The 13,563-nt window shown below is 71.0% G+C and carries 12 protein-coding genes; 8 read left to right on the top strand and 4 right to left on the bottom strand.

Annotated features, from left to right (window positions below; translation table 11 throughout):
• Positions 1-288 precede the first annotated feature (288 nt).
• Both AB0G04_RS20415 and AB0G04_RS20420 read right to left on the bottom strand, forming a co-directional pair.
• Positions 289-1,710 (bottom strand): HAMP domain-containing sensor histidine kinase, encoded by a 1,422-nt coding sequence (locus AB0G04_RS20415; protein WP_360984617.1) that lies wholly within the window; start codon positions 1,708-1,710, stop codon positions 289-291.
• A gap of 2 nt (positions 1,711-1,712) precedes the next feature.
• Positions 1,713-2,402 (bottom strand): response regulator transcription factor, encoded by a 690-nt coding sequence (locus AB0G04_RS20420; protein ID WP_043525920.1) that lies wholly within the window; start codon positions 2,400-2,402, stop codon positions 1,713-1,715.
• Positions 2,403-2,498: 96 nt separating this feature from the next.
• Here AB0G04_RS20420 and AB0G04_RS20425 point away from each other — a divergent pair, with 96 nt between their 5' ends.
• From AB0G04_RS20425 to AB0G04_RS20435, 3 genes are all read left to right on the top strand, one after another.
• Positions 2,499-3,401, top strand: a complete 903-nt coding sequence (locus AB0G04_RS20425; protein WP_360984620.1) for an ADP-ribosylglycohydrolase family protein — start codon at positions 2,499-2,501, stop codon at positions 3,399-3,401.
• A 136-nt stretch (positions 3,402-3,537) separates the two neighbouring features.
• Positions 3,538-5,535, top strand: a complete 1,998-nt coding sequence (gene thrS, locus AB0G04_RS20430; protein ID WP_360984623.1) for a threonine--tRNA ligase — start codon at positions 3,538-3,540, stop codon at positions 5,533-5,535.
• Positions 5,536-5,604: 69 nt separating this feature from the next.
• The gene (locus AB0G04_RS20435) at positions 5,605-6,135 is read left to right on the top strand and encodes an HIT domain-containing protein (protein WP_360984677.1); all 531 of its coding nucleotides are present in this window, start codon (positions 5,605-5,607) and stop codon (positions 6,133-6,135) included.
• Here AB0G04_RS20435 and AB0G04_RS20440 read toward each other — a convergent pair.
• Positions 6,085-6,690 (bottom strand): TetR/AcrR family transcriptional regulator, encoded by a 606-nt coding sequence (locus AB0G04_RS20440; protein WP_360984626.1) that lies wholly within the window; start codon positions 6,688-6,690, stop codon positions 6,085-6,087. The two genes, AB0G04_RS20435 and AB0G04_RS20440, sit on opposite strands and share 51 nt — an antisense overlap.
• Before the next feature lie 53 nt (positions 6,691-6,743).
• Here AB0G04_RS20440 and AB0G04_RS20445 point away from each other — a divergent pair, with 53 nt between their 5' ends.
• A complete protein-coding gene (locus tag AB0G04_RS20445) occupies positions 6,744-7,913 on the top strand; it encodes an FAD-dependent monooxygenase (RefSeq protein WP_360984629.1) in 1,170 nt (389 codons plus the stop codon).
• On the opposite strand, the gene AB0G04_RS20450 is transcribed toward AB0G04_RS20445, so the two are convergent.
• On the bottom strand, positions 7,910-10,072 hold the full coding sequence (locus tag AB0G04_RS20450) for an elongation factor G-like protein EF-G2 (protein WP_360984632.1): 2,163 nt from the start codon (positions 10,070-10,072) through the stop codon (positions 7,910-7,912). The two genes, AB0G04_RS20445 and AB0G04_RS20450, sit on opposite strands and share 4 nt — an antisense overlap.
• Before the next feature lie 177 nt (positions 10,073-10,249).
• Between AB0G04_RS20450 and pgsA the strand changes: the two genes are divergently transcribed.
• The 4 genes from pgsA to AB0G04_RS20470 are packed head-to-tail and all read left to right on the top strand — an operon-like array spanning position 10,250 to position 13,454.
• Positions 10,250-10,870, top strand: coding sequence for a phosphatidylinositol phosphate synthase (gene pgsA, locus AB0G04_RS20455; protein ID WP_360984635.1), 621 nt, complete (start codon positions 10,250-10,252; stop codon positions 10,868-10,870).
• The gene (locus tag AB0G04_RS20460; RefSeq protein WP_360984638.1) at positions 10,867-11,733 is read left to right on the top strand and encodes a phosphatidylinositol mannoside acyltransferase; all 867 of its coding nucleotides are present in this window, start codon (positions 10,867-10,869) and stop codon (positions 11,731-11,733) included. The genes pgsA and AB0G04_RS20460 overlap by 4 nt, the downstream gene beginning before the upstream one ends.
• 8 nt (positions 11,734-11,741) lie before the next feature.
• Positions 11,742-12,878 (top strand): glycosyltransferase family 4 protein, encoded by a 1,137-nt coding sequence (locus tag AB0G04_RS20465; RefSeq protein ID WP_360984641.1) that lies wholly within the window; start codon positions 11,742-11,744, stop codon positions 12,876-12,878.
• A gap of 30 nt (positions 12,879-12,908) precedes the next feature.
• Positions 12,909-13,454 carry a hypothetical protein gene (locus AB0G04_RS20470; protein ID WP_360984644.1) on the top strand — a complete coding sequence of 182 codons (546 nt, stop codon included), beginning with the start codon at positions 12,909-12,911 and terminating at the stop codon, positions 13,452-13,454.
• Positions 13,455-13,563 lie beyond the last annotated feature (109 nt).

The following is a 13,563-nucleotide window of genomic DNA, read 5'->3' on the forward strand; positions in this document are numbered from 1 at the left end:
GAGGGCTCGCCGCGCGGCGCCGTCCGGGCGGCGACCCGCGGAACGTCGGCCGGCGATGCGCGGACACGGCGTCTCCTCGTCGAGCTGTGTGGCGGTGGGAGGGGTCCATGGGGTGACCGCCTCCCACCGCGCGGTGGCTTCGCGAATCGCGGCGATGGGGACGCGCTGCGGGTTGCGATCCGGGAAGCCGGATGGGATCTGAGGGAACAGTGCCAGCCCGGCGCCCCCAGGGGAATGTTCCTAAGAAACTTATAAGCCAGCGCTGTTTCGTTCGGGGGATACGGCGGCTCATTCCCGTCCTCGTTGCCAGCGTCGTCGTCCGGGGTCGCGGTCCTTCGCCGGCCGTCCGCGGCCGACGAGCCCGAACCGGCTCGGTTGTTTCGGGGTGGCGTCGGCGTCCGCCAGCAGCATCACGATGCTCGCCCCGCCCATCACGGCCCGGTCGATGCTCACCGAGCCGCCGGTGCCCTGCGCCACCCGGCGGGCGATGTCCAGGCCGAGGCCGGTCGAGCCCTGCTGACTCTGACCGCGCCGCAGCGCCCGCTCCGGATCGGGGATGCCGGGGCCGGCGTCGTCCACCCGCAGCGCCACCCAACCGTCCCGCCGGGACAGGCCGACCTCGAAGGCGGTGCCCTGCGGGGTGTAACGGAACACGTTGCCGAGCACCGCGTCCAGCGCCGCGGCCAGCTCGGCGCGGGCCACCGGGACCGGGATGCGCAGGTGCGCGCCAACCACCCGGTACTGGCGTTCCTGGTCGGCGGCGAGCGCGGACCAGAACATCATCCGCTCCCTGACCACCTCGCTGGCGTCGCAGAGACCGTCCTCGGGAGTGGCGGCGACCCGGTCCGCGACGGCCTGCCGGGTGGTGTTGATCAGGTTGTTGACCTCGTCCTCCAGGGTGGTGATCGCGGTCCGGATGCGCCGGATGCCGCGACGGCGGTCCACCTCGTCGGCGGTCAGGTCGATGATCTGGGTGTCGTCCGGGTCGAGCGCCTCGACGTCCAGCCGCAGCGCGGTGAGCGGGGTCCGCAGCCGGTGCGACAGGTCGGCGACCAGCTCGCGCTCGTCGGTCCGGGAGGTCACCAGCCGGTCGGCCATCCGGTTGAACGCATAGCCCGCCTCGGCCAACTCCCGCGGGCCCGAGGGGGTGATGCGGACCTCCAGGTCACCGTTGCCGACCGCGAGCGCGGCGTCGACCAGGTTGCGGGCCGAGTCCACGGCGCCGCGGGCGAGCCGGTCCACGACCACGACCGCGCCGCCGACCAGCACCACCGCGAGGCCGAGCAGCAGCCACCAGTCACGGGCCGTGTCGTGGTCCAGCACCGAGTCCGGAACGAACGCCTCGACCACCAGGGTCCGGTCGCCGACCTTGACCGGCTGCAGCCGGACGACACCGCCGTCGACGTCCTCGATGGTCGGCTCCGGCGTGACCGCCGCCCGGTCGATCAGGCCGGCGTCGGCCCGGCCGCCGGACGTGGCGGCCAGACCCGGGGTGTGCACCACCGGAACGCCGCCGGCCTGCGCGATCGCCGCGGCGACACCCTTCTCGCCGGCTCCGGACGTGATGGCACCGGCCACCGTCGCGGTGCGCTCGGCGGCCTCGGCCATGGCGGCGTCGCGGTGGTCGTCACGCAGACTCCAGCCGAGCGGTACGAGAAAGACGAGCGCGGCGACGGCGGTGGTGGCGGCGGTGGTGTACGCCAGCCGCAACCTCAGTCCGGCGCCACCAACCGGAATCCGACCCCCCGCACGGTGCGCAGGTAGCGGGGCTTCGCCGCGGACTCGCCCAGTTTCCGGCGAAGCCAGTACAAATGCACGTCGATGGTCTGGTCCTCGCCGACCGATGGCTGTCGCCATACCTCCTCCAACAGCTCACGACGGGAAACCACTCGGCCCGGACGGGCGGCGAGGTAGGCCAGCAGGTCGAATTCCTTGCGGGTCAGCGCCAGTGGCTGATCACCGAGGGTGGCGCTGCGCTCGCCGACGTCCACCCGTAGCTCGCCCACCTCGTGGACGGCCGGTTGCGCGGCCCGGCTGGCCCGGCCCACGCGGCGCAGCACGGTGGCTATCCGGGCGTCCAGATGGGCGCCGGTGAACGGCTTCACCATGTAGTCGTCGGCACCGGCCCGCAGCAGCCGCACGACCGTCTGCTCGTCGTCGCGCGCGGTGGCGATGATGATCGGCACATCGGTGATGCCGCGCAGCATACGCAGGGCGTCCGAGCCGTCCAGGTCGGGCAGCCCGAGGTCGAGAACGACGAGGTCCGGCGTCTCCGCGGCGACCCGCCGCAGTGCCTCCAGAGCGGTTCCGACGGCGTGCACGGCATGCCCCCGGTCGGCTAGCGAACGGAGCATGGCACCGCGCACGACATGATCGTCTTCGACGAGCAACACCGTGGCCATGCGAAGACCGTAGCGTCCCGGGCGGGGAGAACCTAAAGGGTGATCGAACGAGAGCTTCTAATGACGGTCAGTGATGGAATACGATCCGAGTTACCGATGTCATTCACCCTTTTCCCCGGTACGCGTCTCGCCCTGGCCCGCGACAGTCTCGCTGGTCTCAGCGTCGGCGACGCGCTCGGCGCCCAGTACTTCGTGCCCGGCAACAAACCCTCCGACCTCCTCGACGCCCGCGTCCCCGAGGCTCCCTGGCCCTGGACCGACGACACCGAGCAGGCATGCTGCCTGGTGACCGTCCTCAACGAGGGCGACTTCGACCGCGACTCCTTCGCCGAGTTGCTGGCCGGGCGGTTCGAGCCGTACCGGGGTTACGGCCCCGGCGCGGTCGTGATGCTCCGGGCGATCCGTGAGGGCCTGCCCTGGCCGATCGCTGCGGCCGCCGCCTTCGACGGGCAGGGCTCGTGCGGCAACGGGGCGGCGATGCGGGCGGCACCGCTGGGTGCCTGGCATGCGGATTCGCTCGCCCACGCGGCGGCTCAGGGGGTACGCGCGGCGGAGGTCACCCACGCCCACCCGGAGGGCATCGCCGGTGGGGTGGCGGTGACCGTGGCCGCCGCGGTGGCGGCCGCCGCCCGCCTGAACGGGCACCGGCCCGACCGGGGACAGCTGTTGCGCGCCACGGCCGGGCACACCCCGGCCGGGGTCGTGCGGGACGGGCTGACGGAGGCCGCCGCACTGACCGCCGGGGTGGCGGAGGCGGCCGAGCGGCTCGGCAACGGTGGCCGGGCGACGGCGCAGGACACCGTTCCGTTCGCGCTCTGGGTGGCCGACCGGTTCCTCGACGACTATCCGGCGGCTGTGGCGGCGTGCGTCGTCGCCGGTGGGGACGTGGACACCACGGCCGCGATCGCCGGGGGAGTGGTGGCGGCGTACACCGGGATCGACGGCATCCCGCCGGCCTGGCTCGCCGCCCGGGAACCGCTGCCCCCGTGGAGCGCGTGAACCACGGACCTGCCGCACGCCCGGAGTACACACGCAGCTGAAGTGCACGCGCCGGGCGAAAGCGGCGGAAGCCTGGCCGATAGCATCGGTGGCGGCCTGGAAGCGCCGGGTCACCGCTTCGCGAATGGAGATCACCGTGTCTGCACCCCGTACACCCGTCGTGGCCGACCCACTAGTCGTCCCGGCCGGGACTACGGCGGCCGACGCGGTGGCCGCCGCCGGGCTCCCGGCACACGGGCCGAAGGCCGTCGTCGTGGTCCGCGAGGCCGGCGGCCGGCTGCGTGACCTGCACTGGGCCCCGGACGCCGACACCGAGGTGACCCCGGTCGCCATCGACACCCCGGACGGCCTCGACGTGCTGCGCCACTCGACCGCGCACGTGCTCGCGCAGGCCGTGCAGGACGTGTTCCCGGAGGCGAAGCTCGGCATCGGCCCGCCGATCCGGGACGGTTTCTACTACGACTTCGACGTGGAGAAGCCGTTCCAGCCGGACGACCTGACGAAGCTCGAGAAGCGGATGCAGGAGATCGTCAAGGCCGGCCAGACGTTCCGCCGCCGGGAGTACTCCTCGCTCGACGAGGCGAAGGCCGAGCTGAAGAGCGAGCCGTTCAAGCTCGAGCTGGTCGACATCAAGGGCGACGTGGACGAGGAGGCCGCGGCGGTCGGTGCCGGCGAGCTGACCCACTACGACAACCTCGACAAAGACGGCAACCGGGTCTGGGGTGACCTGTGCCGCGGCCCGCACCTGCCGTCGACCCGGCTCATCCCGGCGTTCAAGCTGATGCGCTCGGCCGCCGCCTACTGGCGCGGCTCGGAGAAGAACCCGCAGCTGCAGCGCGTCTACGGGACGGCGTGGCCGTCGCGGGACGAGCTCAAGGCGTACCTCAACCGTCTTGCCGAGGCCGAGCGCCGGGACCACCGCAAGCTGGGCACCGAGCTGGACCTCTTCTCCTTCCCCGACGAGATCGGGTCGGGTCTCGTGGTGTTCCACCCGAAGGGTGGCGTGATCAAGCGGGAGATGGAGGACTACGTCCGGGCCCGCCACATCGAGGAGGGCTTCCAGTACGTCGGCAGCCCGCACATCACCAAGGAGGGCCTGTTCCACACCTCGGGCCACCTGCCGTACTACAAGGACACGATGTTCCCCCCGATGGAGCTGGAGGGGGCGAACTACTACCTCAAGGCGATGAACTGCCCGATGCACAACCTGATCTTCAGGTCGCGCGGGCGGTCCTACCGTGAGCTGCCGATGCGTCTGTTCGAGTTCGGCACGGTGTACCGCTACGAGAAGTCCGGTGTGGTGCACGGCCTGACCCGGGTCCGCGGCCTGACGCAGGACGACTCGCACTCCTACGTGACCGCCGAGCAGGCGCCGGCCGAGATCAAGCACCTGCTGAACTTCGTCCGCTCGCTGCTCGACGACTTCGGCCTGGACGACTACTACCTGGAGCTGTCGACCCGCGACCCGGACAGCTCCAAGTTCATCGGCACCGACGAGCAGTGGGAGAAGGCCACCAAGGTTCTGTCGGACGTGGCCGAGGAGTCCGGCCTCGAGCTGGTCCTCGACCCCGGCGGCGCGGCGTTCTACGGTCCGAAGATCAGCGTGCAGTGCAAGGACGCGATCGGGCGTACGTGGCAGATGTCGACCATCCAGTACGACTTCAACCAGCCCGCCGGGTTCGGTCTGGAGTACCAGGCGGCCGACGGCACCCGCCAGGAGCCGGTGATGATCCACTCGGCGAAGTTCGGTTCGATCGAGCGGTTCTTCGGCGTGCTGGTCGAGCACTACGCGGGCGCCTTCCCGGCCTGGCTGGCGCCGGTGCAGGTGGTCGGCATCCCGATCCGGGACGACCACGCCGACTACCTGGCCGAGTTCGTGGCCCGCCTCAAGAAGGAGGGCATCCGGGCCGAGGTCGACTGGTCGACCGACCGGATGCAGAAGAAGATCCGCACCGCGCAGCAGCAGAAGATCCCGTTCATGGCGATCGCCGGCGACGACGACGTCAACGGCGGCACCGTGTCGTTCCGCTACCGGGACGGCTCGCAGCGCAACGGCGTGTCGATCGACGAGGCCGTCGCGCACGTCGTCGAGGTGGTCCGCTCCCGTACCAACGTGGGGCCGTCCGCCGCCTGATCAACGAAGCGGCCGGTTTCCCGCCCCGGGGAACCGGCCGTCTGCGCATAGGATGCGATCGTGAGCGAGCTGACGGGCACGGGCGATCCGGACGGGCTGGAGCGGCTCTGGACGCCGTACCGGTTGGCCTACGTCTCCGGCGAGGACCGGCCCGAGGGTGGTTACGAGAAGCCGGCGGGCTGCCCGTTCTGCCTGGCGCCCGGCCGGCCCGAGGCGGAGTCGCTGGTCGTGGCCCGCGGTGAGCTGGTGTTCGCGCTGCTCAATCTGTATCCGTACAACCCCGGGCACCTGATGGTCTGCCCCTACCGGCACGTGGCCGACTACACCGATCTCACCGAGGCGGAGACGGTCGAGGTGGCGGCGTTCACCCGGACCGCGATGCGGGTGATGCGCACCGTCAGCAGCCCGCACGGCTTCAACCTGGGCATGAACCAGGGTTCGGTGGCCGGTGCCGGCATCGCCGCCCACCTGCACCAGCACATCGTGCCGCGCTGGGGCGGCGACGCCAACTTCATGCCGGTGATCGGCATGACGAAGGTGCTGCCCCAGTTACTGTTCGACACCCGCGATCTGCTGGCGAAGGCCTGGCCCGCCGCCTAACGCGCGGATCCCGGCGACGATCTGCTCGGCGGACGGTGCGCTCGCCGGATCGGTCAGCCACTGCATGAGCACCCCCGACATCAGGGCCATCTGCACGGAGCCGAGTGAGGCGACGGTCTCCGGATCGACCTGATCCTCCGCCAGGCCGGTGAGCATCGCCGCCATGCCGGATCGCCCGGCCGCCATACCGCCGGCCATCTGCTCGCGCAGCGCCGGGTTGTGCTCGGCCTGCAGCATGGCCTCGATGCTGGCCAGCCAGAGCTGCCGGTCGGTCTGGATGGACCGGATCACCCGGCGCCAGAAGCGCAGCATCGGGTCGTCGCCGGTGTCGTCGTCGCCGGGTTCGGCCAGTGCCCGGCCCAGTGCGTCGCCCCACTCCTCGACGGCGCTCAGCATCGCGGCGGTCATCAGGGCCTCGGTCGAGCCGTAGTGATAGCCGATCGAGCCCAGGTTGGTGCCGGACAGAGCCACCACGTCACGAGCGGTGGTGCGTGCCCACCCCTTCTCCAGCAGCGCCTTCTTGGCGCCTCGCAGCAGTTCCTCGCGGTGACCCATGGCGGTGATCCTAACTTCTATACAAACGTATAAGACGTTTGTATAGTCGAGTCATGACGAACTCACGGGTGTTGATCTCAGGGGCCGGCATCGGCGGTCCGGCCCTCGCGTTCTGGCTGGTCCGGCGCGGGTTCCAGGTGACCGTCGTGGAGCGCGCCGGCGGTCTGCGCGAGGCGGGCTACAAGGTTGATGTGCGCGGCTCCGCGACCGAGGTGCTGCGCAAGATGGGGCTGCTCGCCGCATGCCAGGCAGCCGACACCGGCATGCGGCAGGTCACCTACGTCAAGCGCGACGGCGGCCCGATCGCCGCGCTACCCGCCGACCTGCTGATGGGCCGCCGCGGCGACGACTTGGAGATCATGCGGTGGGACCTGAGCCGGATCCTGCACGACGCCACCGCACGTGAGGTGGAGTACCTGTTCGGTGACGCGATCGCCACTCTGGCCGACGGCCCCGACGGCGTCGACGTCACCTTCGAGAAGGGCGCGCCCCGCCGTTTCGATTACGTGGTCGGGGCCGACGGGCTGCACTCGGCCACCCGGCGCAAGGTCATGGGCGAGGTGCCGCTGAGCCACCTCGGCGCCTACATCTCCATCTTCACTGTTCCCAACCTGCTCGGCCTGGAGCGTGAGGAGGTCATGTACACCCGGCCCGGGCGGCTCGTCTTCGCGTACGCCATGGATCCGGACCGGCCCGCCATGGTCGGCCTCACCTTCGCCTCACCGCCGCTCGACCACGACCGGCGTGACATCGAGGGGCAGAAGGCGCTGGTACGGGCCGCGTTCACCGGCCAGGGGTGGCGGGTCGACGACTTCCTGGCCGCGATGGACGACGCGCCCGACTTCTACTTCGACTCGCTCAGTCAGGTCGAGCTGCCGGCCTGGTCGGCGGGCCGGGTGGCGCTGCTCGGCGACGCGGCGTACTGCCCGTCACCGGCCTCCGGGCAGGGCACCAGCCTCGCGCTCGTCGGGGCGTACGTGCTCGGCAAGCACCTCGGCAGCCCGGACGGGTTCGCCGCCTACGAGCGGGAGATGCGGCCGTACACCGAGAAGAACCTCGCCTTCGGCCGCAAGATGGTCAAGGACATGGTGCCCGGTGGCCGCCTCAGCATCGCCTTCCGTAACTACGGCATGCGGACCCTGAAGTACCACCCGCGCAAGGAGCAGATGATCGACAGGATCCTCGCGCCGATGCACGAGGCGGCCAACGCCATCGCGATCTAGCGGGAGGCGGTGTGCTCCTTACGGACCGCGTCGGCCAGGTGCGGTGGCATCGGTTCGTGGCGGAGGTACCTGCGGGTGAACGTGCCCGTGCCCGAGGTGAGGGCGCGCAGCTCGACCACGTACCGCACCAGTTCGGTCGCCGGGACCTCGGCCCGGACCAGGCTCGCCTCACCGGTACCACCGGATTCGCTGCCCAGCGGGCGGCCGCGGCGCCCGGAGAGATCGCTCATCACCGCGCCCACGTACTGCTCCGGCACCCGGACCTCGACCTCGTCCACCGGCTCGAGCAGGGTGATCGCGCCCTGCTCGGCGGCGGCACGCAGGGCCAGCGCCCCGGCGGTCTGGAAGGCGGCGTCCGACGAGTCGACGCTGTGCGCCTTGCCGTCGTAGAGCGTCACCTTGAGGTCCACCACCGGATAGCCGGCCGCGATGCCCTTGTCCAGCTGGGAGCGCACACCCTTCTCCACCGACGGGATGTAGTTGTGCGGTACGGCGCCACCGACCACCTTGTCGACGAAGACGAAGCCCTCGCCGCGCGGCAACGGCTCCACCTCGATGTCGCACACCGCGTACTGGCCGTGGCCGCCGGACTGCTTCACGTGCCGGCCGTGGCCCTTCGCCGCGCAGCCGAACGTCTCCCGCAGCGACACCTTGACCGGCTCGGTGTCCAGCTCGACCCCGCCGGAACGGAGCCGGTCCAGCACCACGTCGGCATGCGACTCGCCCATCGTCCAGAGCACCAGCTGGTGGGTCTCCGGGTTGCGCTCCAGGCGCAGCGTGGGGTCGCCGGCGACGAGCCGGGCCAGGTTCTTGGCGAGAGCGTCCTCGTCGGAGCGGGTCTTGGCCACCACAGCGATCGGCAGCAGCGGCTCCGGCATCGTCCAGGGCGTCATGAGCAGCGGGTTGTCCTTGCCCGACAGCGTGTCACCGGTCTCCGCGCTGCCGGACTTGGTGATCGCGCAGATGTCGCCGGCGATCGCCTGCGGGATCTCCCGCAGCTGGGCGCCGAGCGGGCTGTAGACGTGTGCCACGCGCTCGTCGGCGTCGTGGTCGGGGTGGCCGCGCTCGGCCATGCCGTGCCCCGAGACGTGCAGCGTCTGGTCCGGGCGCAGGGTGCCGGAGAAGACGCGTACCAGCGACACCCGGCCGACGTGCCGGTCGATGGTGGTACGGACCACCTCGGCGACCAGTGGGCCGTCCGGGTCGCAGAGGATCGGTGAGCGCGGTGAGCCGTCCACCCCGGTGACCACCGGCAGGTCGTGCTCCAGCGGTGACGGGAAACCACTGGTCAGCAGATCGAGCAGGGCGTCCAGGCCGACGCCGGTGTGCGCGCAGACCGGGACGACAGGGTAGAAATTGCCGCGCGCGACGGCCTTCTCCAGATCCGGGATCAGCGCCTCGGTGCTGATCAGCTCACCGCCGATGTAGCGGTCCATGAGGGTCTCGTCCTCGCTCTCGGCGATGATCCCCTCGATGAGCGTGTTGCGGTCGTCGGCGATCGGGTTCAGGTGCTCGGGCTCGGCCTCCCGCACCGCCGGCGGGTAGCCCTCCGAGTAGTCCAGCACCCGCAGCGTGACCAGGCCGAGCAGCCCCGCCGTCGAGTGCCCGTCGTCGCCGAGCATCGGCTGGAAGACCGGCAGCACGTTGTCGCCGAACGCCTCCTGGCAGTCCTGCAGCGCCTCGTCGTAGTCGGCGCGCGGGTGATCCAGCCGGGTGATCGCGACGGCGCGCGGCATGCCGACCGCGGCGCACTCCTCCCAGAGCGCGACGGTGGACTCGTCCACACCGTCGACCGCGGAGACCACGAAGAGGGCCGCGTCCGCGGCGCGCAGACCGGCCCGCAGCTCACCGACGAAATCGGCGTAACCGGGGGTGTCCAGCAGGTTGATCTTCACATCGCCGTGCATCAGTGGCGCGCAGGCCAGCGCCACCGAGCGCTGCTGCCGGACCGCCGCCGGGTCGTGGTCGGTCACCGTGGTGCCCTCCGCCACACCGCCCGCGCGCGGGATCGTGCCCGTGGCGGCGAGAAGCGCCTCCACCAGGGTCGTCTTCCCGGCGCCGGAGTGGCCCACCAGCACCACGTTGCGAACTCTGCCGGGCTCGGTCACCACCGGCGCGCCCGCGCCGGCAAGCCCTTTCTCCGAAGTCTTCTGCGCCATGCCGAGCGCTCCCGTCGTTTCCTGTTCGTTACGCCGCTGTTCTCCGAATCCCACACCCGGCGCGGGCGGGCCCGCAAGGACCTTCAGCCCGCGAAAGGTGCCGGATGGTGACGATACGGCCAAGCCGGGGGTCGAGCCTTACCGCCGCTGGTCGCGCGCCGTTATGGTGGGACGGCCATGGCAAAGATCGTTCAAACAACGGCCCGTGCCGTCGTCTCGTACGGCGTCAACCCACTCGCCCGTTTCCTGCTCCGGATCGGTGTGTCGCCCAACGCGGTCACCGTCGCCGGCACCGTCGGGGTGCTGATCGGCTCGTACTTCGGTGCGCAAGGCCACCTCTTCTGGGGCACCGTGATCGTAACCGCGTTCGCGCTCACCGACGTGCTCGACGGCACAATGGCCCGGATGAGGGGCGGTTCCGGGAAATTCGGGGCGCTCCTCGACTCCTCCATGGACCGGATCGCCGACGGCGCCGTCTTCGGGGCCGTCGTCTACTACCTGGCGACCGAGGGCAACCCGTACAACGGGGTGATCGCGGCGCTGATCAGCCTCGTCTTCGGACAGGTCGTGTCGTACGTCAAGGCGCGTGCCGAGAGCCTCGGCCTGAACGCCGACGTCGGCATCGCCGAGCGGCTGGAACGACTGCTCATCGTCGGTGCCGGCGGCCTGCTCGGCGCGGCCGGCCAGGACTGGGGCCTGCCGGCGGCGCTGTGGGTGCTCGCCGCCCTCGCCGTGATCACCGCCTTCCAGCGCCTCATCCACGCTGCCCGGACCGAACCGAAGGTGCCTGCCGAGTGAAGGAAAGACTGATCCACCTCGGCTACTCGGCCGGCTGGGGAATCGTGCGCGCGCTGCCGCTGCCGATGGCCAAGGCGCTGTTCCGGGCCGCGGCCGACCGTGCCTACCAGAGGAACGGGCCGGCCACCCAGCGGTTGCGCCGCAATCTGCGCCAGGTCGTGGGCGAGGACATGCCGGACACGCTGGTGCGAGACGGACTCCGGTCGTACGCCCGATATTGGATGGAGGCCTTCCGCCTGCCGTCGCAGAGCCGCGAGCAGTTCCTGGACGGGTTCTTCATGGTCCCGGAGAGCTATCAGCGGCTGAAGAAGGCGGTCGCGGACGGCCGGGGGGTCGTCCTGGGGCTGCCGCACGCGGGCAACTGGGACGCTGCCGGCGCCTGGGTCACCTCGCACGACTGGCCGCTGATCACGGTGGCCGAGCGGCTCAAGCCCGAGTCCCTGTACAAGCGGTTCCTGGCGTACCGGGAGAAGCTCGGCATGCACATCCTCCCCCTCACGGGAGGGCCGCGCCCGCCGCTCGACGTGCTCGCCGAGCACCTCGAGAAGGGCTGGGTGGTGCCGCTGCTCGGCGACCGCGACCTGTCCCGCTCCGGGGTCGAGGTCACCTTCTTCGGTGGGCGGACGCGGATGCCCGCCGGGCCGGCGATCCTTGCCATCCGCACCGGCGCGCCGCTGTACGCGGTGGACCTCTGGTTCGACGACGAACGCACCATGGCCCGGATGCGCGAGGTCATCCCGCCGGTCGACGGTCCGCTCGACGAACGGGTCAAGAAGACGACGCAGTTGCTCGCCGACGCGTACGCGGCCGGTATCGCCGACCACCCGCAGGACTGGCACATGCTCCAGAAGCTCTGGCTCTAGGAGGATCGGTGCGGATCGGGATCGTCTCGCCCTACTCCTTCGACGTCCCGGGCGGTGTGCAGAACCACATCATGGACCTGGCCGAGGCACTGCTCGAACTCGGTCACGAGGTCAGCGTCCTGGCGCCGGCCGACGACGACGCCGACCTGCCCGCCTACGTGGTGCCGGCGGGACGGGCCGTGCCGCTGCCCTACAACGGCTCGGTCGCCCGGATCTCGTTCGGGCCCCTCTCCACGGCCCGGGTCCGGCGCTGGCTCAAACACGGCGAGTTCGACGTGCTGCACGTGCACGAGCCGCTCTCCCCGAGCCTGTCCTTCCTGGCGGTGCTCTCCGCCCGCGGCCCCGTCGTCGCGACGTTCCACACCGCGATGACCCGCTCCCGGGCTCTGGCCGGCCTGCAGAACTTCTTGCAGCCGGCCCTGGAGAAGATCACCGCACGGATCGCGGTGAGCGAACTGGCCCGCAAGGTGCAGGTCGAACACCTCGGCGGTGGCGCGGTCGAGATTCCCAACGGCGTCGCGGTCCGTAAGTTCGCCTCGGCCACGCCATTGCCGGGATGGCCCGGCGACGGCGGGGCACTCGGTTTCCTCGGCCGTTTCACCGAACCTCGCAAGGGCTTTCCCCTGCTGCGTACGGCGTACGTGACGCTCGCCCGGGAACGGCCGGGGCTGCGCCTGCTCGTGGCCGGGCCGGGCGACCGCGACGAGCTCTACGACGACATCCCGAAGGAACTGCACGACCGGGTCGAGTTCCTGGGCCTCGTCTCCGAACCGGACAAGGCCCGGATGCTGCGCAGCGTCGACGTCTACGTGGCCCCGAACACCGGTGGCGAGAGCTTCGGCATGATCCTCACCGAGGCGATGGCGGCCGGGGCAACGATCGCCGCCAGTGACCTCGACGCCTTCCGCCGGGTTCTGGACGGCGGCCGTGCCGGGGCGCTCTTTCCCAACGGTGACCAGGCATCTCTCACCCGGCTGCTCGGTGAGTTGCTGGATGATCCGGCCCGCCGCGCCGGTCTGGCATCGTGCGCCCGGCTGGCGGTCGGCGCGTTCGACTGGCCGAGTGTGGCCAATCGGGTGCTCGAGGTCTACGCGACCGCGATCGAGGCCACCGATGGGAGAGTTTTCGACGAGGAGTGGTCCTGACCACTGGTGCCGTAAAGCACGGGCACTACGATGCCCGGCATGTGGTGGGTGGTGGGAGTCGTCGTGCTGGCCGCGATCTTCTCGGCGTACCTCGGCTGGACCGCCCAGCGGGTGGAACGTCTGCACACGCGGGCCCGGTCGGCTGAGCGCGCTCTCGACGCGCATCTGCTGCGCCGGGCCGCGGCCGCGGCGGTCGTCGCCGAGCAGGCCGATGCGATGGAGTTGTATGCCGCCGCGCGTCTGGCGCTCGACGCCGACCCGGGCGAACGCGAATCGGCCGAGAACGATCTGACCCGCCAGCTGCGGGCGGTCGTGCTGGACCCGGCCGACCCGGCGGTGCGCACGCTCATCGCCACGAGCCGGCGGGTCGTCCTGGCGAGGCAGGTCCACACCGATCTGGTACGCGACGCGCTGAGCGCCCGCCGCCGGGTCTTCGTACGGCTGCTGCGCCTGGCGCGGCGTTACCCGCGTCCGTCGTACTTCGACATCGTCGAACCGGCCCTGCCGGATCTGCCGCTGCCGATCCCGGTGCCCGCGGCGCCGCCGGAGGACGTCCTCCCCGTCCAGGTGCTCTGAGATTCCCGGCTGTCCGTCTTCGTGCCGCTCACCGGCGATCCGCTGCCTGAGGACGTGGCGGCCGCACAGCGCGCGGTGGCGGCCCGGGCCGAGCGGATCGATCCGGAAC

Source organism: Actinoplanes sp. NPDC023801 (assembly GCF_040639655.1).
In the GTDB taxonomy this organism is placed as follows: Bacteria; Actinomycetota; Actinomycetes; order Mycobacteriales; family Micromonosporaceae; genus Actinoplanes.

Bases quoted from the DNA above. Each gene is read 5' to 3' on its own strand.
- AB0G04_RS20420 (WP_043525920.1), bottom strand. From the start codon at position 2,402: ATGGCCACGGTGTTGCTCGTCGAAGACGATCATGTCGTGCGCGGTGCC.
- AB0G04_RS20425 (WP_360984620.1), top strand. From the start codon at position 2,499: ATGTCATTCACCCTTTTCCCCGGTACGCGTCTCGCCCTGGCCCGCGAC.
- AB0G04_RS20440 (WP_360984626.1), bottom strand. From the start codon at position 6,690: ATGGGTCACCGCGAGGAACTGCTGCGAGGCGCCAAGAAGGCGCTGCTG.
- AB0G04_RS20445 (WP_360984629.1), top strand. From the start codon at position 6,744: ATGACGAACTCACGGGTGTTGATCTCAGGGGCCGGCATCGGCGGTCCG.
- AB0G04_RS20450 (WP_360984632.1), bottom strand. From the start codon at position 10,072: ATGGCGCAGAAGACTTCGGAGAAAGGGCTTGCCGGCGCGGGCGCGCCG.
- pgsA (WP_360984635.1), top strand. From the start codon at position 10,250: ATGGCAAAGATCGTTCAAACAACGGCCCGTGCCGTCGTCTCGTACGGC.
- AB0G04_RS20470 (WP_360984644.1), top strand. From the start codon at position 12,909: ATGCCCGGCATGTGGTGGGTGGTGGGAGTCGTCGTGCTGGCCGCGATC.